This is a genomic window from Aeromonas sp. QDB11 (assembly GCF_027705265.1).
Lineage (GTDB): Bacteria > Pseudomonadota > Gammaproteobacteria > Enterobacterales > Aeromonadaceae > Aeromonas > Aeromonas allosaccharophila.
The window spans coordinates 1-24228 of sequence record NZ_JAPDBM010000036.1 but is presented as its reverse complement, the minus strand read 5'-3'; the positions used below and the strand labels follow the sequence as shown (position 1 = coordinate 24228).

The 24228-nt window shown below is 58.7% G+C and carries 18 protein-coding genes and 1 pseudogene; 5 read left to right on the top strand and 14 right to left on the bottom strand.

Features of this window, described 5'->3' with window-relative positions; all coding sequences use genetic code 11:
* Window positions 1–2 precede the first annotated feature (2 nt).
* The 8 genes from OKC40_RS13205 to tapM all read right to left on the bottom strand — a co-directional run bounded on the left by OKC40_RS13205 (window position 3) and on the right by tapM (window position 8375).
* Complete coding sequence (locus OKC40_RS13205; protein ID WP_234604729.1) at window positions 3–1583, bottom strand: SPOR domain-containing protein; 1581 nt, start codon at window positions 1581–1583, stop codon at window positions 3–5.
* Window positions 1573–2655, bottom strand: coding sequence for a 3-dehydroquinate synthase (gene aroB, locus OKC40_RS13200; protein WP_234604723.1), 1083 nt, complete (start codon window positions 2653–2655; stop codon window positions 1573–1575). Before aroB ends, OKC40_RS13205 begins: the two co-directional genes overlap by 11 nt.
* Before the next feature lie 14 nt (window positions 2656–2669).
* A complete protein-coding gene (gene aroK / locus OKC40_RS13195; RefSeq protein WP_005335014.1) occupies window positions 2670–3188 on the bottom strand; it encodes a shikimate kinase AroK in 519 nt (172 codons plus the stop codon).
* Window positions 3189–3379: 191 nt separating this feature from the next.
* Window positions 3380–5605 carry a type IV pilus secretin PilQ family protein gene (gene pilQ / locus OKC40_RS13190; RefSeq protein ID WP_197927408.1) on the bottom strand — a complete coding sequence of 742 codons (2226 nt, stop codon included), beginning with the start codon at window positions 5603–5605 and terminating at the stop codon, window positions 3380–3382.
* 16 nt (window positions 5606–5621) lie between these two features.
* Entirely contained in the window at window positions 5622–6155 is a 534-nt protein-coding gene (locus OKC40_RS13185; RefSeq protein WP_163129367.1) for a pilus assembly protein PilP, read from the bottom strand.
* A complete protein-coding gene (tapO, locus tag OKC40_RS13180; RefSeq protein ID WP_182932780.1) occupies window positions 6152–6751 on the bottom strand; it encodes a PilO family type IV pilus biogenesis protein TapO in 600 nt (199 codons plus the stop codon). The genes OKC40_RS13185 and tapO overlap by 4 nt, the downstream gene beginning before the upstream one ends.
* On the bottom strand, window positions 6748–7326 hold the full coding sequence (gene tapN, locus OKC40_RS13175) for a PilN family type IV pilus biogenesis protein TapN (RefSeq protein ID WP_163129365.1): 579 nt from the start codon (window positions 7324–7326) through the stop codon (window positions 6748–6750). Before tapN ends, tapO begins: the two co-directional genes overlap by 4 nt.
* Window positions 7314–8375, bottom strand: coding sequence for a PilM family type IVa pilus assembly protein TapM (gene tapM, locus OKC40_RS13170; RefSeq protein ID WP_163129364.1), 1062 nt, complete (start codon window positions 8373–8375; stop codon window positions 7314–7316). Before tapM ends, tapN begins: the two co-directional genes overlap by 13 nt.
* 300 nt (window positions 8376–8675) lie before the next feature.
* Between tapM and OKC40_RS13165 the strand changes: the two genes are divergently transcribed.
* The gene (locus OKC40_RS13165) at window positions 8676–11147 is read left to right on the top strand and encodes a penicillin-binding protein 1A (protein ID WP_234604715.1); all 2472 of its coding nucleotides are present in this window, start codon (window positions 8676–8678) and stop codon (window positions 11145–11147) included.
* A gap of 49 nt (window positions 11148–11196) precedes the next feature.
* Here OKC40_RS13165 and oxyR read toward each other — a convergent pair whose 3' ends face one another.
* The 4 genes from oxyR to OKC40_RS13145 form a co-directional block, all read right to left on the bottom strand.
* Complete coding sequence (oxyR, locus tag OKC40_RS13160; RefSeq protein ID WP_182932784.1) at window positions 11197–12096, bottom strand: DNA-binding transcriptional regulator OxyR; 900 nt, start codon at window positions 12094–12096, stop codon at window positions 11197–11199.
* Window positions 12097–12252: 156 nt separating this feature from the next.
* Entirely contained in the window at window positions 12253–13893 is a 1641-nt protein-coding gene (locus tag OKC40_RS13155; protein ID WP_182932785.1) for a methyl-accepting chemotaxis protein, read from the bottom strand.
* A gap of 159 nt (window positions 13894–14052) precedes the next feature.
* Window positions 14053–14706 (bottom strand): DsbA family protein, encoded by a 654-nt coding sequence (locus OKC40_RS13150; protein WP_270795510.1) that lies wholly within the window; start codon window positions 14704–14706, stop codon window positions 14053–14055.
* A 75-nt stretch (window positions 14707–14781) separates the two neighbouring features.
* Window positions 14782–15642 (bottom strand): Vmh family MBL fold metallo-hydrolase, encoded by an 861-nt coding sequence (locus OKC40_RS13145; protein WP_075114203.1) that lies wholly within the window; start codon window positions 15640–15642, stop codon window positions 14782–14784.
* Window positions 15643–15768: 126 nt separating this feature from the next.
* On the opposite strand from OKC40_RS13145, the gene OKC40_RS13140 reads away from it, so the two are divergent.
* Entirely contained in the window at window positions 15769–16692 is a 924-nt protein-coding gene (locus OKC40_RS13140; RefSeq protein ID WP_075114175.1) for a LysR family transcriptional regulator, read from the top strand.
* 43 nt (window positions 16693–16735) lie between these two features.
* Here OKC40_RS13140 and OKC40_RS13135 read toward each other — a convergent pair whose 3' ends face one another.
* Window positions 16736–17515, bottom strand: a complete 780-nt coding sequence (locus OKC40_RS13135) for a BPSS1780 family membrane protein (RefSeq protein WP_075114174.1) — start codon at window positions 17513–17515, stop codon at window positions 16736–16738.
* A 302-nt stretch (window positions 17516–17817) separates the two neighbouring features.
* On the opposite strand from OKC40_RS13135, the gene OKC40_RS13130 reads away from it, so the two are divergent.
* Complete coding sequence (locus OKC40_RS13130; RefSeq protein ID WP_075114173.1) at window positions 17818–18639, top strand: peptidoglycan DD-metalloendopeptidase family protein; 822 nt, start codon at window positions 17818–17820, stop codon at window positions 18637–18639.
* 106 nt (window positions 18640–18745) lie between these two features.
* Here OKC40_RS13130 and OKC40_RS13125 read toward each other — a convergent pair whose 3' ends face one another.
* Window positions 18746–20080, bottom strand: coding sequence for an MATE family efflux transporter (locus OKC40_RS13125; RefSeq protein ID WP_270795507.1), 1335 nt, complete (start codon window positions 20078–20080; stop codon window positions 18746–18748).
* Between the two features lie 154 nt (window positions 20081–20234).
* On the opposite strand from OKC40_RS13125, the gene mscM reads away from it, so the two are divergent.
* A complete protein-coding gene (mscM, locus tag OKC40_RS13120) occupies window positions 20235–23516 on the top strand; it encodes a miniconductance mechanosensitive channel MscM (protein ID WP_234604710.1) in 3282 nt (1093 codons plus the stop codon).
* A gap of 24 nt (window positions 23517–23540) precedes the next feature.
* Window positions 23541–24140, top strand: a pseudogene (locus tag OKC40_RS13115) (glycerophosphodiester phosphodiesterase); the annotation flags it as partial.
* Window positions 24141–24228 lie beyond the last annotated feature (88 nt).

The window sequence follows — 24228 nt, the reverse complement described above, 5'->3', positions numbered from 1 at the left end:
GGCTATTGCTTCAGCTCTTTTTGTACCTGTGCAAACGACTTGGGCCAGGGCTGACCTTTCAGCAAGGCGGGCGAGAGCTTGCGAATGGCACTCTTGGCCTGGGTCAGACCGGCATAATCCCCTTGCAGCACCACGTACCAGGGGCTGCCACGGAACTTGGTCTGATAGACCCATACCTTGCCCGCCAGACCATGCTCGGCGACAAACTGATCCACCGCCTTGGTGTTGCTCGCCCCCATCAGCTGAACGCTGTAATGGTTGCGCGGCTTCTTGTTCAAGGTGGCGACCGGTGTCAGGGCTACCTTGGGTGCAGGCGCGGCAACCGGCTCGCTGCTGGCGGTGTTGGTGGTAGCCGCAGGCGTTGCGGTTGTCACCGGGCTCTGTGCCTTGCTGGTGCTGGCTGGCGCTGTGGTTGCGACGGCGCCACTGGGGGTTGCGCCGTTCGAGGTCTTGCCGGTCAGCTCGTCCACCACGTCAGTAGGCAGTGCGCCGCTCACCTTGGGTTCGGTCATCAGCTTTTGCACAACCTCGTCAGAGATCACCACCCGACGCCCTTCGTAATTGGTGGATTCTGTGGTCACTGTTTCGCTCTCCACCGATTTGGGCAGCACTTTTGCTTCCGGCTGCCAATCCTTCACCACCCCGTTGGGATTGCTGGCGGCATCGCTGTCTTGTGCGCCTTGTGCAGCGGCATCGGTATTCGAACCGCCTGCGGTGAGGGGATCGCCTCCCGCTACCGGGATCGGCAATGCCGTGTTCTGCGCCGGATCCTGCAGCGCAGGTTTGCTTTCATTGTCAAACAGCGCAGGCAGCAGGTAGCTCATCGCCAGCAGGCCGCCAGCGACCAGCGCGATAGCGGTGGCAATCTTCTTGACAGGCAACTCCGCCTGACGCTTCTTGGGCCTTCTGTCGGTCATGATATCCTCCAGTAACTGCATGATGGTGGACGGATGTCCGTTCGCCGTTTTCAGGATCTCCTCCACTTGCGGCTTGGGCAAGAGGGTCGCCGGGACCTTGAGCTCTTTGGCTTTCTCATACAAGAAGATGCGCTGCTCGGGCGGGCTCAGGGGCGGCACTTCCAGCTCCAGGGCTGGCATGGCGCGCCCTTTCAGCTGCGGTCGTTGGGTACGACACCAGACGTCACTGCCCGAGACGATAATGGCCAGTTGATGGGGCGCCGCCAGGGTATCGTTATGACGGATGATCGCCCACAACTCTCCCAGCAGCTCGGCCGGCAACTGGTCGGCCCGCTCGATCATCAGCAGCAGGGTGGCAGGCTTGCTCCCCTCCAGCATACGAAAGAAGCTCTCTGCCAATGCATCCTGTGGATTGAACAACGGCCGAGCCACCACCTGTGGCAGCAACAGCTGGCGCACATCCACCATCTTCATGGCAGGCGTGCCGATCAGGCTTACCACCCGCACTTTTTCCGGCAACACGCCGAGCAGGGATTCGCACAGGGTACCGCGACCACAACCGGGTTTACCGGAGAGAAAAACGAAAGGGTGATTGAATTCAATCAGATGCAGCAGCCGGTCAACCAGCTGCCGCTGGGAAGGCAGTTTTAGCAGTTTATTTGTCACGACCAGACTCGATCACCGCCAGCAACTCAGCATCGGACACATCCCCCACCACCTGCGCATGGCCGATGCCAACCGGCAACACCAGACGCAGCTTGCCTTCCAGCACCTTCTTGTCACGGCGCATATGGCGAATAAAGGCGGAGAAATCCATCTCGGCAGGAGCATGAATGGGCAAATTGGCGGCCAGCAGCAGGGCGCGCACGCGCGCAACGTCCACTTCGCTCATCTCGCCACGGGCCTGCGCAGTCCAGGCTGCCAGCATGGTGCCAGCTGATACCGCTTCACCGTGCAGCCAGTTACCATAACCCTGCTCGGCCTCGATGGCATGACCAAAGGTGTGGCCCAGATTGAGCAGCGCACGGACGCCGTGCTCGGTCTCATCCTGACCGACCACGTCGGCTTTGATCTCGCAGCAGCGTTTGATGGCGTGGGCCAACGCGGCGGGTTCCAGCTGTTGCAGACGCACCATGTTCTGCTCCAGCCAGCTGAAGAAATCAGCATCCCAAATGATGCCGTACTTGATCACCTCGGCCATCCCTGCGGCAAATTCGCGGGCAGGCAAGGTACTCAGACATTCGGTATCGATAACAACCTGTTTGGGCTGATAAAAAGCTCCAATCATGTTCTTGCCGAGGGGGTGGTTGACAGCGGTTTTACCGCCGACAGAGGAGTCAACCTGGGAGAGCAGGGTGGTCGGGATCTGGATAAAAGGAATGCCACGTTGATAGCTTGCTGCCGCAAAGCCCACCAGATCCCCGATCACGCCGCCCCCCAGAGCGATCAGTGTCGTATCGCGCCCATGGTTGGTTTCAAGCAGAGCAGACATGATCTGCTCAAAGGTCGCCAGGTTCTTGTATGCCTCGCCATCAGGCAGGATCAGGTGTTCAACCTGAAAACCCGACAGCAGGGCCGTTACCCGTTCAAGATAGTGCGGAGCAACGACCGTGTTGGTCACGATCATCACCCGCTTGCCCTTGATGGTCGATACCAGCGCCTCGGGGCGCTGCAACAACCCGGCAGCTATCTCGATGGGATAGCTGCGTTCACCCAGTTCGACCTTCAACCGTTCCATGGACGTCCTCTAGATTACATACCGATCAGCTTTACAATTTGATTGGCAACGATTTTTGCACTCTGGTCATCGGTGTGCACAACAAAGTCGGCAACCTCTTCATACAGGGCATTGCGCTCTTGTGCCAGACGTTCCAGCACTTCGCGTGCCGGTTCTTCGGTCTGTAGCAGAGGGCGGCGTTTGTCTCGCTGTGTGCGCGCCAGCTGCTTTTCAATAGTGGTTTCGAGGTAGACCACGATGCCACGAGCAGACAACTTGTTGCGGGTTTCGCGACTCTTGATGGCACCGCCACCCGTCGCCAGCACGATACCCTGCTGCTCTGACAATTCGCCGATCACCTTCTCTTCGCGAATCCGGAAACCTTCTTCGCCTTCAACATCGAACACCCAGCCGATATCAGCACCACTGCGGCGCTCAATCTCATGATCTGAGTCGAAAAACTCCATATGCAGTTGTTCTGCCAGATGTCTACCTATGGTGCTCTTGCCCGCACCCATGGGACCTATCAGGAAAATATTGCGTTTCTCAGCCATGTCTTTTCGTTAGTAATTACAAACTGCACGACCCCGATGAATACTGGATCGGGGTACCTATGAACCTTATCTTGCGATGGATCAGGAGGGGGATTATCTCAATAGATATCGGGACTGGCAACCGCAGCCCTTACGCCCCAGCCTCATTGGGGCGTAAGGTTATATGTGTTTTACCCTTACATGTAAAGCATTCAGAAGGCGTCGGTGACAATCTTGGGCGTCACAAAAATCAGCAATTCCCGCTTTTTGTTCTCGCTGGTGGTCTTGCGGAACAAGGCCCCCAATCCGGGAATATCACCAAGCAGCGGCACCTTGGTTACATCGCTCTTGATGGTCTGCTGATAGATACCGCCGAGCACCAGCGTCTCGCCATTGTTCACCAACACCTGGGTGGTGATGGACTGGGCGTTGATGGAAACCGCATCCCCAGTACCGGTCGGTACCGTTTCACCCTTGGTATCCTGGGTCACGGTCAGATCGAGAATAACCCGATTATCTGGCGTGATCTGCGGGGTAACCTTCAGACTCAACACCGCCTTCTTGAAGGTGACCGAGGTGGCCCCGCTGGAAGAGGACTCCACATAGGGGATCTCGGTACCCTGCTCGATCAGTGCCGGTTTCTGGTTCGCCGTGGTCACCCGCGGACTGGCGATAATCTCGGCCTTGCTCTCTTTTTCCAGCGCCGACAACTCGAGATCCAGCAGGGTACCATCGGCCAGACGGGCAACCTGGAAGGCCAAAGTACCGGCCGCATTGGTCACCGGCAGATTGACGTTCATCCGGTCATCCACTGTCGGCTTGGTGATTGTTGAACCACCATTGTTGTTACCAGAGCCGTCATTACCCTCGATAGAGCCGGATGTACTGTTGCCATGGCCATCGTTCTTGGTCACCCCCCAACGCACCCCGAGCGCTTCATCAAAACCGTCATCAATGGTCACCATCCGCGCCTCGATAACCACCTGCTTGACCGGAATATCGAGGATATCGAGCATCCGCTTGATGCTGCTGATGACATCGGCGGTATCTTTGACCACCAACACGTTGGTGCGCTCATCCACGCTCACAGCACCACGGGGTGACAGCAACTTGGTACTTTCTGAAGAGAGCAGGGCCGCTACTTCCGACGCCTTGGCATAGTTGATCTGCAGATATTCGGTATAGAGCTGTGCCAAATCAGCAACCTGATTGCGGCTCTCCAGCTGCTGTTTCTCGCGGGCTGCAATTTCCTCGGCCGGTGCCACCAGCAGAATGTTGTTGTCCAGTCGTTTGTCCAGCCCACGCACCTTCAAAATGATGTCGAGCGCCTGCTCCCATGGCACCCCATCCAGACGCAACGTAATATTGCCCGCCACCGAATCTGTGGTCACCAGGTTGAGATTGTTGAAGTCAGCGATGAGCTGCAGCACGGTACGTACAGGAATGTCCTGGAAGTTCAATGAGATGGGTTTACCCTGATACTGCTTGGATGCCGTGGCCGTTGTCCGCTTTTTCACCTCGATAATGAAGAGCTTGTCGGCCTGATCGTAACGGTAATCAAACTGACCATTGATCGACAACTCAAACAGGGTATCGCTCCCCTGCCGGGAGACTTCAACCTGAGAGACCGGCGTTGCAAAATCCTGCACATTGATCAGATTAAGCAAGCCATCCGGCACCCGAGTACCATGGAACTTGGCCAGAACGGTCTGGCCGCGACTGCTCACATCGACGGCGGCCGAGCTGTTATCCAGCGTGACCAGAAATTCCCCCTGACCATCTTTGCCACGACGAAAATCCACACCGGTAACCGAATTGAAATAGGCGCCGCCCCCACTACTCTGATAGTTGTTGAGCACCGGCTTGCTGGCTGGCTGTGCTGCTACAGGCGCTGTCACGGGCGCAACAGGCATCGACCGGGCAACGACCTGAGGATTGAGCAACGCCGAGGGGGAGGTGGTAGCCACCATCGCAGAGGGTGCTGACACCGGGGTAGCCGAGGTAGCGGGTGCAATCAGGGCGCTCTCACCATTGATGAGCCCGGAGGACGCCCCCTCACCCAATGACACCAGCAATTTGTTACCCTGTTGCTGTACCTGATAGGGAGCCAGCTGATCGAGCGCGATCTTGATATCCAGACCGGCGCCCTTGCCTTCCACCTTGATATTATCCACTCCCTGGCGCTGGATAGGCAGCGGGTTGACCTTGAGCGCCCCCACCGCACCGGGAACATGCAGCAGCAGTTGATTGGGTTGATAAGAGAGACGATCAGTAAAGCCGGTGACCGGCTCACTGAAACTGAGCTCCACCAGCAGTTGATCAGCAAGCAGAGGATTAACCTTGATCTCCTGCAGGGTTGCCACTGCCCACGCCTGACTGACGGCGCTGGCGCAAAACAGCAAAGCCACTTTGGTTACACGCTCGATTGTTGTTCTCATTGCTGTTCGTCCCTGATTATTGTTTTTCTTGCACATTGGCCATCGCCAACTGGGTTTCTCTTGTTACCCAGCACCCCTTCCCGTCCGGAATGGTTTCCAGCAAGTCCACTGCAGTGTCGGTGATCTTGATGACCCGCCCCTGATCAAGCCCCATATACTGGTTGAGACCAACCCGCATCGATTTGCCATCCGGGGTACTGATCAGGGCCCATAACTGCCCCGCCTTTCCCAAAGAGCCATGCATCGACAGACTGGCCAGCGAATAATTTTCCAGCACCTCTTTCTCCCGTTCCAGCAAGGTCTGAGCACAATCCGGCTGAACCTTGACACTGCTGGTACTTCCGACCGCCGCCTCGGGCTGGGGAATCATAAAGGGGCTGCGCAACTCCCGCTGCTGGTAGTGCATGGGGGCAAAAGGCTTCAGCTCGGGCAAGGGCTCGATAGGTACGGGAGGCCTTGCCTTGGTCTCGGCGACATAGCTATCCATGTCCTCCTGGCCACCACACGCCGCCAGCAAGAGGGCAGGTAACAACCAGCAGATGCGTCTCATTGTTTCGACTCCACTGTTTTACCGTTGTACTTGTAGGTCTTGGCCAGCATCGACATCGAAATCAGATCTCCTGCATCCTTGCTCTGACCCAAAGTAAAGGAGTCAAGGATGACGATACGGGGCAAGGCAGCCATATCAGCGGTGAACTTGCCAATTTCATGGTAAGTACCCACGACTTCGATACGCATCGGAAGTTCGGTCGAAAACTCGTGCTTGAGCTCGGGTTCCCAGTTTATCCGGTTCAATTTCAGGCCGTTGTCGGTTGCAATAAAGCTGATATCGTCCAGCAGACCGGCGACTTCATGGGTATTGGGCAACTGCTTGAGCTGGGTATCAACCAGTTGCTCAAGCTGGACCATTTGCGCCTTGTATGCCCCCAGGTTGGCTGCCAGCATCGCCTTGCTTTCAAACTGGGCTTTCAGCTCGGTCTCCTTCGCCGCTTCTTGGGTCAAATTGGTCAGGGAATTGGCAATCACGTAGTAATAGATGGCACCACCGGTCAACACACAGCAGAAAAGGATGAAGATCCCTTTTGCCCATTTTGGCCAGCTGGCTATGTCATTGATATCCAGCTCGTTGAGTTGCTGAAGGTTCATTTTTGCTCCTTGGCCACATTCCCGGCAGCCGCAGCATTGTTGGCAATCAAAAACATCATGGAAAACTGGCTCAATGACACAGGGGCAACATCAGCTGCAAAAATAGTGCTTATCTTTGACTGGCCCAACCAACCGGAACCATCAATCCGCCGCATCATGCTGGCCACCCGGCCATAGGCTTCGGTCTTGCCGTTTACATCAATAATATTGTTCTGCATCGCGAGGGTATTGAGGTACACCCCGTTGGGCACCAGTGAAGGCAGCTGGTTGAAGAGGCGAACGGGCACATTACGGCGCATCTGTAATTGTTCGATAAGCTGCATCCGATCGATCAGCTCCTTGCGACGCTCCTTGAGCAGACGGATCTCCCCAAGTTGGGCATCCAGAATGGTCATCTCCTGAACCAGTCGCTGGTTGCGCTGCTGCTGGGCGGTAATCTGGCGATCGACCAGCCAGTTGGCAAAAAATCCCAGCGCGACCGTGACCAGTACAAAAATTCCCAGCAAGGCCCCGAACTGTTTCTTTTGGCGCTGGGCTCGAGCTTCACGCCAGGGCAGAAGGTTTATATTTGACATGGTGTGAAACTCCTCAGAGCCAACCCGAATGCCGTCATATATTTAGCGCCATGTACCAGCTCGCCCTCCCCTTTCGGTTTGCCAAACAAGGCAAACAGATCCGGGTGCAGCACTTCGCAATTGACCTCTTCTTTTACCTGTACCAACAAGCCCGGCAGCAGACTGCCTCCTCCTGTCAGCACCAGTTTTGCGATGTCGCGATAACCGGACGAACTGCAAAAGAGCTGAATATTGCGCCGCACCTGCTGCAGCAGCGAGTTGATGTGAGGCATCAGCACATCCAGCTCGTGGTCAACAGGCAAGGTACCTTTGGTTTTGGCCTGCTCAGCCTCATCCAGCGTCATGCCGTAAAAAGAGGAGAGCGCCTGACTGTACTGATCGCCGCCGAAGTTCTGCAAACGGGAGTAGACCACCTCCCCCTTGACCAGCGCGGCAAAGGTCATGGCGCTGGCACCGATGTCGATCACCCCGATCGGCCGTTCACTCTCTTGCAGCTCGGGCAGACAGGCCACTACAGCGCGCCCCAGCGCATGGGCGCCCACATCCACCACCTTGACGGCAATACCTGCTTCGGCAAGGGCGCTTACCCGACCGTTGACGCTCTCGGTACGGGCGGCGCTCAGCAGAACATCCTGACGGTCTTCGCTATTGCCGGTGCCCAGCACCTCAAAATCGAGGCTCACTTCATCGAGGGGGAAGGGAATGATCTGCTCGGCCTCCAGCTGTACCTGATTCTCCAGCTCCTTGTCGCTGAGGCGGGCATCAATCTGGATCACCTTGGTGATCACGTTGGAACCGGTCACTGCGGTAGCGGCATAGTCACTATGACTTGGAATAAGGCGCTTGAGGGTCTTGAGAGATTGGCTGACGCGCTCGATATCCTGTAATTGATAATCGACCAGCGTCCCTTTCGGGGTAGGGATATCGGCAACAGACTCCAGATGCAGCTTGCCGGGACGGCCACTGAGGGTAACGGCCTTGATGGTCTGGCTGCCGAAATCAATACCCACCAGAGGGAGGAGGGAACCCTTATTAAATAGCCCAAACATATACACATCCATGCGTTATTTGGTGTTATTCCTGAACTGAGTGTAGGACACCCAATCAGAGGAGTGCTTTACTCATCCTAAATGCTCTAACTATCAATGTCATAAAGTTTATACCGAAAAGTGACCCATCTCGCTTTCTTCATGACAAGTGACCCTCCTTGGTTATTGCTCCCCGTAGTGCTAACCTCTCGCATCCTTTTGAGGCAGGTGGCTCGCCACAGGAAAACCTCGAATTCCCGATGGCAAAAGGGCTATACTCTGCGCCCGTTGGCTAATTTTAAGACGATTGGTAGTTCTTCCATGCTGAAATGGCTCGTTCGCCTGTTTATTGTCATGATGCTGGGTGCTGTGCTGGGTGTTGCCAGCCTCATCGGTATCTACTTCTATATCAAACCCCAACTGCCCGATGTCACCGCATTGCGTGACGTCAAGCTGGCAACCCCGATGCGGGTTTACAGCCGGGATGGGGAATTGATCGCCCAATATGGCGAAATTCGTCGCATTCCGTTGCGTCTGGACGAAATTCCGCAACCCATGATCGATGCCGTGCTGGCGACCGAAGATGCCCGTTTCTATGAGCACCCGGGCATTGACCCGATTGGTATCATTCGCGCCGCATCGGTGTGGGCTGTCTCCGGCCATGCCCGTCAGGGGGCCAGTACCATCACCCAGCAGGTTGCCCGTAACTTCTTCCTGAGCAATGAGAAGACCATCATCCGCAAGGTCAAGGAGGTCTTCCTGGCCTGGCGGATCGAGCAGAATCTCTCAAAAGACGAGATCCTCGAACTGTACCTCAACAAGATCCCCCTCGGTTATCGCTCCTTCGGGGTCGGTGCTGCGGCGCAGGTTTACTTTGGTAAAGAGGTCAAGGATCTGGGACTGGACGAGATCGCCATCATTGCCGGTCTGCCGAAAGCGCCCTCCATGCTTAACCCCATCCGCTCCCCCGAGCGTGCCTTTGCGCGCCGCAACGTCGTGCTAGGCCGGATGCTGGAAACCGGCAAGATCACCCAGGCCCAGTTTGACGAAGCCTCCAGGATGCCGATCAAGGCCCGTTACCACGGCGCCGAAGTGACCCTGCACGCCCCCTATCTGGGTGAAATGGTGCGCCAGAAGATGGTCGAGCAGTTTGGTGAAGATGCCTACACCATGGGCCTGCATGTCTACACCACCGTCTCTGCCGAACGTCAGCGGGCGGCCAGACAGGCGCTGCTGGATGGCGTCTTTGCCTATGACATGCGCCACGGCTATCGCGGCCCGACGGCGCAGTTGTGGAAAGCGGGTGAAACCAGCTGGGATTACGAACAGATCGTCGCTCACCTTGGCAAACAGCCCACTTATGATCCACTGATGGCGGCGGTCGTGACCAAGCTCGGTGACCGCAGCGCAACGCTGGTGCTGAAAAATGGCAAGGAAGCGGAGCTGGGCTGGAACGGTATCAAATGGGCTCGCTCATTTATTACCGACGACCGTCAGAGCTACGCCCCGAAATCGGCGCGTGATGTGCTGAAAGTCGGTGCCCAGATCTGGGTGCGGGAAGAGGGTGAAGAGCTGCTGCTGGCCCAGATCCCGGATGTGAACGCTGCGCTGGTTGCCATGAACCCGAAAAATGGCGCGCTGGAAGCGCTGGTCGGCGGTTTCAGCTTCGAACTCTCCAAATTCAACCGGGTCGATCAGGCGCGTCGCCAGATCGGTTCCAACATCAAGCCTTTCCTCTATGCCACCGCGCTGGAGCATGGCTATACCCTGGCATCGCTCATCAACGATGCACCGATCAACCAGTGGGATCCGTCAAAAGGACCCATGTGGCAGCCCAAGAACTCCCCGGCAGTCTATGATGGCCCCACCCCGCTGCGTCTGGGTCTGGCCAAGTCCAAAAACGTGATGTCGGTTCGACTGATGCGCGCTATCGGTCTGGATACCTATATCGACGGTCTGACCCGCTTTGGCTTCCCGCGCGACTTTATCTCTCCCCATGAGTCGCTGGCGCTCGGTGCTGCCGAATTCACCCCCCTCGAGGTGGTGCGTGGTTATTCGGTACTGGCCAACGGCGGCTTCCTGGTGACCCCTTACTTCATCGACAAAGTGACCGACAGCCTGGAGACCACACTCTATCAGGCCAATCCTGCCATCGCTTGCACCAGCTGCGAACAGCCGGCCGCGCCCGAGCAGAGCACACTGCCGGAGCCAACTGTTGATGGATCAGCGCAAGATGGCACGCAGACCCCTCTCGCGCCGACCATAGCCCCGCATACCATCAGTGCCCAGAGCGCGTTCCTGATCACCGACACCCTGAGCACCGCAATCTGGGGTGGCAACGGCTGGCGCGGTACTGGCTGGCGTGCAGCACGTGACCTGAAACGTCACGACATCTCCGGTAAAACCGGTACCACCAACGAATCGCGGGATGCCTGGTTCTCCGGCTACACCCCGGATATCGTCGCCACCTCCTGGATCGGTTTTGACAACCATCAGCGTGGCCTTGGCCGTGCCGAGTTTGGCGGTGGTGCCGCGCAGCCTATCTGGATCGACTTTATGAAAGTCGCCCTGAAAAAACTGCCCGAGAACAAGATGCCGGTTCCCGAAGGGATCATGACGGTGAAGATTGACAGCGAAACCGGTCTGCTGGCGACCGGTGGCGGCACCGACGAATACTTCAAGGAAGGTACCGAGCCGACCCGCTACGCAGCACCGAGCTCGGATGGCAATCAGGTCTACGGCGGTGACAACCCCGCAGTGGAAGGGCCTGTCTCTACCGACGATATCTTCTAAGCCGCTCGCGTGGCAGAAGCAAAACCGGCAGCCAGGGCTGCCGGTTTTTTTATTGGGCCAACTGCTTGGTCATCAGCGTGGCTATCGAGGAGGCCAGCTCGTTGAAGCAAGGGCGACGCACCGAGTAGTGGCGATAGAGCAGCGAGATGGTGCGTCCCGGCACAGGATCGACCACTGGCCGATAGCTGACCCCACCCTCATCATGATCGGCAGGTACGGCCAGCTTTGGCACCAGCGTCATGCCGCTACCGGCGGCTACCATGTTACGCAGGGTCTCCAGACTGGTGCCCTTGAACCGCTGATCTTCACCGATACCGCCGGCAAAACAGAACCCCATCGCCTGATCCCGCAAGCAGTGGCCATCGGCCAGCATCAGCAACTTCTTGCCCTTGAGATTGCCAAGCGGCACCTGCCTGGCCTGGGCTTCGGGATGATGGCAAGGCACCGCCAGCCACATCGGCTCGTGGTAGAGCTGGATTGAGCCAAATCCCTCCATCCCCGGCATCTCGGCCAGAATGACGCAATCCAGCTCCCCCTCTTCCAGCCGCTTGAGCAGGCTTTGGGTCTGCTCCTCATAGAGGTAGAACTCCAGCTGGGGAAAACGCTCACGCAGGGTCTGGATAATGCGGGGCAACAGATAGGGGCCCACGGTCGGAATAAAACCGATATGGATTTCCCCGGACATCGGCTCGGAGAAGTGTTGACCGATGCTCTTGAGCTCGCGTACCTCCTTGAGCACCCGACGCGCCTGATGTGCCATCGCATCGCCAGCAGGGGTAAACAGTACCTTGCGCGAGGTACGTTCGATCAAAATGACCCCGAGTTCATCTTCCAGCTTGCGCAGCTGACCGCTCAGGGTGGGTTGACTGACAAAGCAGCGTTCGGCGGCTTTGCGAAAATGTTTTTCCTCATCCAGCGCCACCAGATATTCGAGATCGCGAAGATTCATACAGCAAGAGTCCTGCCTGGAAAATGGGCCATCAGCATGCACAATATCGTCCGGCGGGACAAGTCATCCGCTCACAGTGAGCCTCTCTGGCTGCAGCGCAAAAATAGAAAGCCCGATCACCTCGCGGCAATCGGGCTTGTTTGACTCGACAATGGATTACACCCTGAAACGGCGCACCATATCCTGCAGCTGGGTAGCCAGATGGTTCAGCTCGTTGCACGCCTGAGCCATCTGGGTGGCACCGGCAGCCACCTCTTCGGAAGCATGGCTGATATTGACCACGTTGCGGTTGAGCTCCTCGCTCACCGCCCCCTGCTCTTCGGTGGCTGTCGCAATCTGGATGTTCATGTGGGAGATGCTGCTGACCGAGCCACTGATCTGGGAGATGGACTCGCCAGCTTCCCGCGCGGTAGACACCGTGGTGTTCATCAGCTCCTGACTCTGTTGCATGGTACTGCCCGCCTGCTCGGCACGCTGCTGCAACTCGGCAATGATGGTGTTGATCTGGGAGGTGGAGTCCTGAGTGCGCTTGGCCAGCGTACGCACCTCATCGGCCACCACCGCAAAGCCCCGACCCTGTTCACCGGCACGGGCCGCTTCGATGGCGGCGTTGAGCGCCAGCAGGTTGGTCTGCTCGGCAATGCCGCGGATCACCTCCAGCACCATACCGATATTGCGGCTGTCATCACCCAGCTGGCGGATCACCGCTGCGGTGCTCTCGATGGCACCGGCAACCCGTTCAATCCGCTGAATGGAGTCATTCACCGTCTTGGCACCCAGCTCTGCTGTCTCGCTGGCCGAAGTGGCGGCACTGGCGGCATCACTGGTATTGCGAGAGACCTCCTGAACCGTGGCCTGCATCTCGTTCATCGCCGTCGCCAGCTGATTCAGCTCATGTTGCTGGGCACTCATGTTGGTGGCTGACTGGCGCGCCACCGAGCTCATCTCTTCAGTGGCAGAACTCAATTGCACCACTGAGCCCGAGACTTCACTCACCAGGGTACGCAGATTGGTCTGCATCTCGCCAAACCCTTTGGCGAGGGTCCCCAGCTCATCGTTATTGAACTGCTGCATATCGATGCGGGAGGTGAGATCGCCGGAGGAGACCCGGCGAGTCTGTTCCAGCAACGCCAGCACCGGGTTGCGGATCTGGCCGGTCAACAGCCAGGCGATCACCACCACAAAGCCCAGCGTCACCAGACTGACGATAATACTCATGGTTCTGGAATTGCTATACATGGCTGTAATGTCTTTCACCATCTCATCGGCAATCTCATTATTGATTTCCCGCAGGCGATAAGACTTGGCCCCCACCTCTTCCAGTGCGGCGCGGGTCTCGTTCTTGCGCAAACTTTTGACGCGATCCAGATCGCCGGTAGCAAAGGCACTTAACAACTGGTCATGCACCGCAAAATACTTGGCCCCCGCCGCAACCACCTGCTCATAAACCTGCTTCTCTTCGGCAGTACTGAATTCCAATGCACCATATTTCTGGGCTGCCTGCTCAAACTCCTGCTTGGCCTTATTGAAGGTCTGCGCTCGTTCACTCACCTCCTGATCATCCTTGTTAAGGCCACCAATTACTTGGGCCAGCTCTGAACGGCGCGCATCCAGCACGGCGACATGCATCTGACTCGCCAGACGAGTAGAAGGCAACAAATTGCCGGTAATGGTCTCGGTATCACTATGGAGCTTTGCTAACTGGCTGATGGAGAACCAGGCCAAGCCAAGCACCAGCAAGGCCAGAATGGCAAATCCGGCACTCAGTTTCTGGCCGATAGACATGTTTTTGAACATATGAGGGCTTCCTTGAAATGAGTCTGCACTCCCGCAAATCCGCCGAGAATGGTCATATAGAGCATAGCCTGCACCCGGAAAACGGAAGGATTTCATACCGTTCCCCTGATGGTCAGGCTATCGGCGCCAGACTCGTTTCCTGAAGTTTCCCCAAATGAATCAACCTGCGTTATCCAGCAGCGTCAGCAGATGCGCACGCAGACCATCCGGATCACCCAGAAAATCGGCCACGCGAACAGGCGTGACCCGACCGTTGTGCATCAACCCGAGGGTTGGATAGCCCTGACCGCCGAGCCGCTGCATCCAGCCCTGGCTGGCTGCCAGATGTGGCAACAAAGGGGCCTGCAGATAGGCTTGCTGGAATGCATCGGCAGCAATCCCCTGCTCTGCCGCCAGCGTGGCGAGAAACGCCGGTTCACCAATCCAGATCCCGTCCCGATAGTGGGATTGCTGGATCCGGTGCAGCATCGTAAGACCATCGCCACCCAGTGCCGTGACGGCCAAGACCGCACGGATCGGCTGCTCGGAGTCCAGTAGGCTCCCTTCCCGCAGCAGCAGTTCATTGAAGTAACGCTCGCCAAAATGCTGGCCGGTCAGCGCTTCAATCCGCTGATCATGGGGGCGCACGTAATCACGCAATGCTTTGCCCATCGGCTGACGGCGGCTGCCCAGCCAGAGGCCGCCTGCATGCAGCTCGATCTTGAGCCCGTCAATGGTGGCTGCCGCCTGCAACAGGGGGGCGGCACCGTAGCACCAGCCACAGAGCGGGTCATAGACATAATGGAGGGTGGTTTGTTGTTCGCTCATCGTCATTCTCACGTCAATCTTGGATAAAAAACCGGGCCCTGGGGCCCGGTAAAAAAACACAGGGAGAGCAGGCTCAGTGGCTTACCACTTCATCTCGCCGGTATTAACCTTGGCGCCGATGGCCAGACCATCGTCAACCGGCAGTGCCGGATAGGCTTTCTTCAGAGCCTCAATCAGCTCGCCAGAGTTTTTCGCCTTGGCCAGCGCCTGCTCGAAACGCTGTACATAGTCACGGGTAAAGGTCACAGCGGCAGTGCCTTTGGGAGCAGTCCCCAGGAAGTGACCCGGCACCACGCGCTCGGGTTTCAGGGCCAGCAGGTTGTCCAGCGCCTTGACCCAGTTGCTGCGGGCCGCTTTGGTCTGGCTATCCGCCATCCAGACATGCACCCCGTGATAAACCGGCACACCACCAAAAGCCGTCTTGATGGAAGGGGCCCAGAGGTAGGCATTCGGGGTGTTCATCTCTTTGATTTCAATCTTCTCGCCATCCAGCGTCAGGTGGCTGGCAGTCATCACTTGCGGCACGGTCAGGCTCTTCGGTGCGCCCTTGCCCAGGATCGGACTCCAGTAGCTCAGCTTGGCATCCTTGGTCTGGTTGATATGGTCAACCACATGCTGGTCGGCCAGCACTTTGACATCCGGGAACGCAGCCATGACCGGCTCCAGACCGAAGTAGAAGTCGGGATCACCGGCACTGATATAGACAGTGGTCAGCTTCTTGCCGCTCTTCTTGATCATGTCCACCAGCGCCTGACCATTTTGCACGTCGAACTGGGCATCGATCAGGATGGCCTCCTTGTCACCGGTCACCAGTGAGGAGGAGACCGGGAAGATCGCCTTCTCGCCAGGGTTGTAGACGGTCACGCTCAGGGGGGCGGCCAGGGCAGCGCCACTCAGCAGGGTGGTCGCCAGAGTCAGGTTACGGATCAGGGTGTTGTTCATCATCTATTCCTCATTAAGTATTCGGGGGTTCATTTGATGGACAGAGTGTATTGGATCGACTAAGTTGCAAATACAGCGTAAAAAGCGCATCACTGTTGCATATATCGAACATATTGAGAGTCATAGATGGATCGACTGACCGCATTGCGGGTCTTCGTCAGCGTTGTCGAGCAGGGGAGTCTGAGCGGCGCCGGGGAGAAACTGGATATGTCGCGCGCCATGGTGTCGCGCTATCTGGCCGAACTGGAGAGCTGGATGGGCGCCCGCCTGCTGCACCGCACCACCCGCCGTCTGAGCCTGACCGGGCCGGGAGAAGAGGCACTGAACCGGGCCCGTACCATGCTGGCGCTCGGCGAGGAGATGGAACAGATTGCCGTGAAGAGCGATGACGCCCCCAAGGGGCAACTGCGGATCACCAGCAGCTACTCCCTGTCTGAAGCGCTGCTGGTCGGGGCGGCCAACGACTATCTGGCGCAATACCCGGGAACGGCCATCGATATCCTGCTGCTCGACAGAACCGTCAATCTGGTGGAGGAGCGGATCGATCTGGCGGTGCGCATCACCAACGACCTCGACCCCAATCTGGTGGCGCGCCGTCTCGGCACTTGCCACTCGGTGGTCTGTGCCAGCCCGGCCTATCTGGCCCGTCATCCGATGCCGCACAAGGTGCAGGATCTGGCGCTGCACAACTGCCTCACCTACACCTACTTCGGCAAAAGCCTGTGGGAGTTCAATGGACCGGACGGTCCCGAGTCAGTGCCGGTCAGCGGCAACCTGAGCGCCAACATCTCCAACCTGCTGCTGGAGGCGACGCTGGGCGGCGCCGGGATCAGCCTGCAACCGCTCTACTCGGCCCAGCCCTATCTGGAGCAGGGAGAGCTGGTGCCCCTGCTGACCAACTGGCAACCGAAGCGACTCGGGATCTACGGGGTCTATGCCACCCGCAAACAGATGTCACCGCTGCTGCGCAGCTTCCTCGACTTTCTGCTGGCCCGCATGGCGGCCGATCCCGTCTGGCAGGAGGTGAGTCCTCCTCACAGCCGAAAATGAAGAAGGGGCCGCTGCGGGCCCCTTCTTCATCTTCATCCGTTGATCAGGCTTCAAATCCGAATGGTTCTGAGTGCGGCGCTTCCTGCTGCGCACTCTCGTCGAGGAAAATATCCCGATAAGCCACATAGATGGAGTAGTTGAGCGCCGGGATCACCACCAGCAGACCCACCAGCAGCAGCGCCGCGCCAAACAGCAGCAAAATAGCTGAGAGCAGCCCCCACCAGAAGAAGGGCCACATATTGCGCCAGCAACCAGCGAAGCTCAGCCGTACCGCCTGGATGATGCCGATATCGTGGAAATAGATGAGCGCCGGGGCAAAGGTGACCCCCATCAGCACGGGAACAATGAGCAGCATCCCCACCAGCAATACCAGCAGCAGTTGCTGCAACTGACTCGCAGAGACCACCATGCTCTCGGGATCCTGAGTCAGCAGCGGGAGCAGCCCCCACATGGAGAGCAGACCGAGACAGACGAGGCCAACCAGGCTGAACAGCAGCAATACCAGCAGACCACCGAGCATCAGCGGGGTCAACTTGTGGCGAAAACCGGCAAAAAGATCGGTGAACTGCAGCGGCTCGCCCCGATAGCCCCGAGCGGCGACCGCCACCCAACCCGCGCCCCACACCATGTAGAGCAGCTGGGAGATGAGGCCACCCGCCGGCAGTTGCTCAAGCAGCATGCCCACCATAAACCAGACCAGCACCATAGCCACGCTGATCCCCATCCCCTTGTTGAAGATATCGAACCCGCTGCGAACCCAGACCCAGCCACGACCTGTCGTGTGCCGGGCAGGTGTGGTGCGCAAAGGGGGTAATCCGTTCATATCGTCTCCTCGGAGTGTCGGTGGCATCAGTGCCGGAAGCCGATTTTAGAGCCAGGGCGGGGGCGACTCAATGGCGATGCAGTCCCGTCACGACATAAAACCTGACGCAGCGATGCACAAAAAGGGCATCAGCCACGCCCCACCTCTGGCTGCCCAGACCATAACGAGGCACAATCTGCCCCCTCCCCCAGCAGCCACTATCGTGGCCAGCGTGCCGTGGTCACCCTTTAGTGATCGACGAATGCCGGACAGGGGGTTGTCATCCCGCCATCCCGGGCGTTTTAACATCGCGTGGTATCGTCATGAGAGTTGTTTGTTGTCTGTTGTTGTTACTGGCCAGCCAGTCAGCCCTGGCCGAAGGTTTTATCAGTCGCCTGCTCAACCATCCGGTGCCGGGTGGCGTTGCGGTGATCCCTCTTGGCGCGCAATCAACCGCGCCCACGGCTCGCTATCACGACAAGCCTGTGCTGGTGGTACGTGAAGACAACCAGTGGATCGCTATCGTCGGCCTCTCACTGAAAAGCACGCCCGGTACCCAGCAACTGACCACAGGTGATGGCCGTACTCTCGGCTTCACCGTCACCCCCAAGCACTACCGCGAGCAGCACATCAAGCTCAAGAACAGCCGTCAGGTCAATCCGCTCGCCGAGGATATGACCCGCATCAACCGCGAGCTGGCGGAGCAGACCCGGGCTTACCAGACCTTCAGCCCCCACCAGCCGAGCAACCTGATGTTCGACAAGCCGGTCAACGGCCCCCTCTCCAGCCCGTTTGGCCTGCGTCGCTTCTTCAATGACGAGGAACGCAACCCCCACTCCGGCCTCGACTTCGCCGTGGGCGCCGGCACCCCGATCAAGTCCCCCGCCGCTGGCAAGGTGATCCTGATCGGCGACTACTTCTTCAACGGTAACACCGTCTTTGTCGACCACGGTCAGGGGCTCATCAGCATGTTCTGCCACATGTCGAAGATCGATGTGAAGCTGGGTCAAAGCCTACCGCGCGGCGGCATCGTCGGGCGAGTCGGTTCGACCGGTCGCGCCACCGGCCCCCATATGCACTGGAACGTCAGCCTCAACGACACCCGGGTCGATCCCGCCATCTTTATCGGTGCCTTCAAGCCCTGAATCGGCAAAGCCCGTTAACAAAAAATTCTCGAATAAAAAGCCCGTTAACAAAACAGGCAGCCCATGGCTGCCTGTCTGCTATCTGCACGTCGAACCTGATTGCCTGTCATGCCTGCGCGTGGGCACCGGACTCCCGACGCATCGCCCGCCACATCACCAGCACCAACAAGGAGCTGCAGGTTGGCAATGCCAGCCAGACCCCGGGCACGCCCCACAAGGTCGAGAATCCCCACAAGAAACCGCCGATCAGCACCAGCTTGCCGCCGGTAAGCAGGGAGGCGATGCGGGCCCGATTGATGGCCTGGAAGTAGGTGGCCCCTACCAGCAGCAAACCTTCCATCGGCAGCCCCCAGAAGTAGAGCCAGATCCCGAGACTCGCCACCGGCAGCAGGGTGGCGTTGTCACCGGCAAACAGATAGACCGCCGCCTCCGGCCACAGATAGAGCGGGATCATGGCGCACAGGGCGATCCCCAGCGTCACCCCGAGCGCCAGGTTGCGCACCCGCAGCACCCGCTGCCAGTGACCGGCACCCGCGTTGAAGCTGGCGATGGGCTGGATACCCATGGCGATCCCCTCGAACACCAGATAGAAGAAGGCTTCGGTGTAGCTGATCACCCCGTAGGCGGCCACATGCAGCGACGTACCCACCGCCAGCAACGCCTTGTTGTGCAGCGCCAGCACCACCGACAGATAGAGGTACATCAGAAAACTCGATACCCCGAGGCGCACCGTATCCCCCATCAGCCGCAGATCGGGGCGCAGGGTGTCCCAGCTGATCCGCAGCTGACTGCGCGGCGTGAAGAAGTGCCACAGGCAGGCGAGGCCCGTCACCGCCTGGGAGAGCATGGTGGCCGTCGCCACCCCGGCCAGCCCGAACGGGAACACCACCATCAGCAGATAGTCGAGCAGCACATTGAGCAGCCCCCCGACCACCATGATGATGGTGACAAAGCCGGGGCGGCCATCGTTGCGCAGCAGCGAGCTGAACGCCATCGACAGCACAGCAAAGACGCCGAGCCAGGCGTAAGCCTGCAGGTAGGCGAGCCCGGCAGTGAAGATCTCCCCCTCCGCCCCCATCCAGGCCAGCATCGGCTCGCCATAGCGGATCCCGATAACGCTGAGCAACAGCGATGTCAGCAACACCATCACCAGCGCATTGCCGACGATATGGCGAGCTTTGGCTGGGTTGCCCTGGCCCAGATAGAAGGAGACCAGCGATGAGGCCCCCATGCCGATCAGCGCCCCCACCGCATAGAGCACGGCGCAGATGGGGTAGGCCAACATCAGACCAGCCATGCCATCCTGACCCAGCACATGGCCAACGAAGATGCCATCGATGGTGACATAGATGCCGGTGATCAGCATGGCGGCCACGGTCGGGGTTACGTAACGCCAGAAAAGGCGAGATAGCGGGGCTGTGCCCAGATCAACAGCTGACATATTCAACCCGGTGGAGAGAGAGCGGCCGGATCATAGCGAAACGGCAGCATGACTTCCTGTTATTTGTGTTATGAATCATTAATATGGAGTGCTTTACCCGCCTCCCTGCCCTGTTTTAGGCTAGGGCCACCTCTTCTGAACGGAAACGAGCCTCATGTTGCAACGCCTGCTCACCCTCTTGCTGCTCTCCCTTATCTTGTTGCCGCCAGCCGTACGCGCCGACGATGCCATTGACCAAATCGAAGCGTTGCTACAGAGCGTGCCCAAGAGCGACACCCCGGAAAACCAGAAACTGCGGGAGAGTTACCAGCAAGCGCTGCAATTTGCCAGAGAGGCCGAGCGCTACCGGGAGCAGAGCAAGGCCTATCAGCAGATCCTCATCGATTACCCCAAGGAGTCGGCGCGCCTCAAGGAGAGCCTGCACAACTATCAGCCCGCCGATCGCCCGCCGCTGACGAGCCTCAAGGAGGAGGCGCTGCGTCAGGCCATTGGCCTGAGCAGCAACCGCCAGCTCAACCTGCGCAAGGAGCGGCAGGGGGTGATGGACAGCCTCAACCAGCTGGAAAGCACCGGGCAGGAGTACCACCTGCGAGTGGATGATCTGCGCAAACAGCTGCAACTGACCCGCAGCCAGCTGGAGCGGCTGAGCTTCAGCAGCGAATCGGATCGCCAGCAGGAGGCCCAACTGCTGCTGACCAGAATGAAGGAGCAGAGTCTCTCCGACCGGATCCAGATGCTGGAGCTGGAGCAGCTCTCGGCCCAGCAGCGCAACGATCTCGGCAAACTGAAACTGCAGGAGCTCAATCTGGCCATCGCCGATGAGGATGAGTGGCAAGCCAGCCTGCTGACCCAGCAGAACCAGCTGCGGCGGGAGAAGACCGAGCAGGCACTGGAGGAGAGCGAGCGGCTGCGCAAACAGCTCACCACCGACATGCCGCTGCTGCTGGAACAGCAACAACAGAATCAGGCGCTCTCGATCCAGCTCGGCACGCTGGAGGATCAGATTGAGCGGGTGCAGGACGAGCAGCGCAGCGTCGACAAGAATCTGTTTGAACTGAATGAGCTGGTCAACTCGGTGCGCGAACAGCTGGAGTGGCTGCAGATCAGCAACGCCTACGGCGAGAACCTGCGCAGCAAACTCTCCGATCTGCCCCCCCTGTTCCCCCTCGACAAGCTGGAGTCCGCCATCGTCAACGCCCGCATGGCCAAGTACCAGTACGAGAGCGAGCAGGATGGCCTCAAGGATACTCGCCAGTTGCGCGACAAGCTGCTGGCCGAAGAGGAGGTGACGCTGGATCGTCCGCAATTGTCGGTGCTCGACAACCTGCTCAAGGCCCGTCGCCAGCTGCTGACCCGGCTCAACGACGCCTCTGACACTCTGATCCAGGAGCAGACCCGGCTCAAGCTGCTCTACAGCCGCCAGAACAGCAAGATCGACGAGATCCGCGAGATCAGTGCCAGCCACCTGTTCTGGATGCCGGATGTGCGCCCCTTTACCCCACAGGTGATGCTCGGTATTCCTGCTGCGCTGACGCTGGCCTTCAACCCGGACAACTGGCTGCAACTGCCCTATGCCATCGCTGAGAACAACCCGCTGAGCCTCACTCTGGCTGGCATTGGTCTGCTGGTGCTGGCCTGGAGCTGGTTCAAACTGGCCCGTCATCTGAACCAGTATTGCGACCATATTGCGCCGCGGATCGGCAAGGTGACCCAGGACAAATTCAGCCTCACCAGCCGCTTGCTGCTGCGCTCCCTGCTCGCCTCGCTCCCCTTGCCCGCCATGGTGCTGATGGTGCGCGGCCTGCTCGAAGGGGCCTGGCAATATCCGTTTGCGGTGGCGGTGGCGCGTGGCCTTGGCGAGATCTGGTTTCTGTTGCTGGCGCTGGTGATGGCCCGCCATCTGACCCTGGAAAAAGGGATCCTGATCCACCACTTCCGCTGGCCAAAAGAGCGGGTGCAGCAGGTTTGGAACCAGTTCCGCACCCTGCTGCTGGTGCTGATCCCGAGCTTCTTCGTACAAGGGATGGCGAACAGCTATCAGGAGCACGCCTTTTACGACTCCCTCGGCCGGATGGCCTTCATGATCGGCGCACTCTGGTTGTTGCTCTTCTTCGCCCGCCTCAACCGGGAGCGGCTGCCGCTCACCTGGGGCCAGAGCGACATGACCAAGCCCCACCTGCTGCACCACTTCATCTGGAACAGCCTGATGCTGGCGCCACTGCTGGCGGTGATCGGAGCCCTGTTTGGCTACTTCTACACCTCGCGCATCCTGCTGCGCCAGCTGGAGCTGAGCCTGCTGATGGGGCTGGGTTGCCTGCTGGTTTACTATCTGGCCAGACGCTGGATGCTGATCCAGCGCCGCCGTCTCGCCTTCGAGCGAGCCAAGAGCAAACGGGCCGAAATCCTGGCCCAGCGTGGTCGTGACGACAATCAGGAGGAGCTGAGTTCGGAGATCCCCGATGTGGTGGAAGAGACCGAGCTGGATCTCGATACCATCAGCGCCCAGTCGCTGGGACTGGTACGTACCCTGCTGATGCTGGGCTTCACCATGCTGGTGGTGGTGCAATGGTCTGATCTCAACTCAGCGTTCAGCTTCCTCAGCAATATCGAGGTGTGGCAGGTGAGCAGCAAGATTGGCGGCATCGAGCAGCTCTCGGCCATCACCTTGCAGGATCTGATGCTGACCGCCTTCGTCTTTATCCTGACCGTGGTGACAGCCCGCAACCTGCCGGGGCTGATGGAGCTGACCCTGCTGCAACATCTGAGCCTCTCCCCGGGAACCGGCTTTGCCCTTACCACCACCAGCAAGTATCTGGTGATCCTGATCGGCGCCCTCACCGGCTTCTCCATGCTTGGCATCGACTGGTCGAAGACCCAGTGGCTGGTCGCCGCCCTCTCGGTGGGGCTGGGTTTCGGCCTGCAGGAGATCTTCGCCAACTTTGTCTCCGGCCTCATCATCCTGTTTGAAAAGCCGATCCGGCTCGGTGACACTGTCACCATCCGCGATCTCACCGGCACCGTCACCAAGATCAAAACCCGGGCGACCACCATAGTGGATTGGGATCGCAAGGAGATCATCGTGCCCAACAAGGCCTTCATCACCGAGCAGTTCATCAACTGGTCGCTCTCCGATGCCATCACCCGGGTCAAACTGCGGATCCGTATCGGCCTGACCCGGGATCCGAAACTAGTACAGCGCATTCTGGAAGAGTCCATCCAGGCATCGACCCTGGTGCTGGAGACGCCGACGCCCGAGGTGTTCCTGATCGAATTTACCGACTCTGCGCTGATCTACGAGATCCGCCTCTACGTCAACAACATGGATCACCGGATGCCCATCACCCACGAGGTTCACTCGCTGGTGCTGGAGAATATGCAGCAACAGGGGCTTACCCTGCCCCATCAACAGATCGACATTCACCTGAGCCGCGGCTGACCCGCGAGGTAGAAGGAGCAGAACATGCAGATTATTGCCCACCGTGGCGCCAGCGGTCTGGCACCGGAGAACACCCTCAAGGCGATGGCCAAAGCGCTGGAGCTGGGAGCACCAGCCATCGAGATCGACGTACAGGCGGCCGATGGCGAGTTGTGGGTCTTTCACGACCGGCGGCTGGAGCGCTGCACCAACGGTAAGGGAGTATTAACCGAGCAATCGCGTTCCTATCTGGAGCAGCTCGATGCCGGTGAGGGAGAGGTGATCCCGACCCTGTGGCAGGTGATGGAGATCATCGCCGGACGCTGCGAGCTGCATATCGAGCTCAAGGGCGCCCATACCGCCGACGCGGTGGCAACCCTGACCCGACGGGCAGAAGCCGAGCTTGGTTTTACCCCCAGCCAATGGGTGGTTTCTTCCTTCCATCACCCGGAGCTGGCCCGCTTTGCCGCCTTGCGGCCCGATATCCGGCTCGGCGCCCTGACCGCCAACCTGCCGCTCAAACTGGCGCAGTTTGCCGACGAGCTGGGAGCCTGGTCACTCAACTGCGACGTGGATTTTGTGGATCAATCGCTGGTTGCAGATGCCCATCGCCGCGGGCTCAAGGTACTGGTTTATACCGTTGATTATCTTGAAGAGTAACCGTTCACCGGGACGGTGTTGACAGCACCAACTCCTCCGGGAACGGGTAGTCGGTTTTCTCGATGCAGGACCT

What these genes read in the sequence shown, in the direction of transcription:
- aroB (WP_234604723.1), bottom strand. Translation starts at nt 2,655, where the DNA reads ATGGAACGGTTGAAGGTCGAACTGGGTGAACGCAGCTATCCCATCGAG.
- aroK (WP_005335014.1), bottom strand. Translation starts at nt 3,188, where the DNA reads ATGGCTGAGAAACGCAATATTTTCCTGATAGGTCCCATGGGTGCGGGC.
- pilQ (WP_197927408.1), bottom strand. Translation starts at nt 5,605, where the DNA reads ATGAGAACAACAATCGAGCGTGTAACCAAAGTGGCTTTGCTGTTTTGC.
- OKC40_RS13185 (WP_163129367.1), bottom strand. Translation starts at nt 6,155, where the DNA reads ATGAGACGCATCTGCTGGTTGTTACCTGCCCTCTTGCTGGCGGCGTGT.
- tapO (WP_182932780.1), bottom strand. Translation starts at nt 6,751, where the DNA reads ATGAACCTTCAGCAACTCAACGAGCTGGATATCAATGACATAGCCAGC.
- tapN (WP_163129365.1), bottom strand. Translation starts at nt 7,326, where the DNA reads ATGTCAAATATAAACCTTCTGCCCTGGCGTGAAGCTCGAGCCCAGCGC.
- tapM (WP_163129364.1), bottom strand. Translation starts at nt 8,375, where the DNA reads ATGTTTGGGCTATTTAATAAGGGTTCCCTCCTCCCTCTGGTGGGTATT.
- OKC40_RS13165 (WP_234604715.1), top strand. Translation starts at nt 8,676, where the DNA reads ATGCTGAAATGGCTCGTTCGCCTGTTTATTGTCATGATGCTGGGTGCT.
- oxyR (WP_182932784.1), bottom strand. Translation starts at nt 12,096, where the DNA reads ATGAATCTTCGCGATCTCGAATATCTGGTGGCGCTGGATGAGGAAAAA.
- OKC40_RS13155 (WP_182932785.1), bottom strand. Translation starts at nt 13,893, where the DNA reads ATGTTCAAAAACATGTCTATCGGCCAGAAACTGAGTGCCGGATTTGCC.
- OKC40_RS13150 (WP_270795510.1), bottom strand. Translation starts at nt 14,706, where the DNA reads ATGACGATGAGCGAACAACAAACCACCCTCCATTATGTCTATGACCCG.
- OKC40_RS13145 (WP_075114203.1), bottom strand. Translation starts at nt 15,642, where the DNA reads ATGAACAACACCCTGATCCGTAACCTGACTCTGGCGACCACCCTGCTG.
- OKC40_RS13140 (WP_075114175.1), top strand. Translation starts at nt 15,769, where the DNA reads ATGGATCGACTGACCGCATTGCGGGTCTTCGTCAGCGTTGTCGAGCAG.
- OKC40_RS13135 (WP_075114174.1), bottom strand. Translation starts at nt 17,515, where the DNA reads ATGAACGGATTACCCCCTTTGCGCACCACACCTGCCCGGCACACGACA.
- OKC40_RS13130 (WP_075114173.1), top strand. Translation starts at nt 17,818, where the DNA reads ATGAGAGTTGTTTGTTGTCTGTTGTTGTTACTGGCCAGCCAGTCAGCC.
- OKC40_RS13125 (WP_270795507.1), bottom strand. Translation starts at nt 20,080, where the DNA reads ATGTCAGCTGTTGATCTGGGCACAGCCCCGCTATCTCGCCTTTTCTGG.
- mscM (WP_234604710.1), top strand. Translation starts at nt 20,235, where the DNA reads ATGTTGCAACGCCTGCTCACCCTCTTGCTGCTCTCCCTTATCTTGTTG.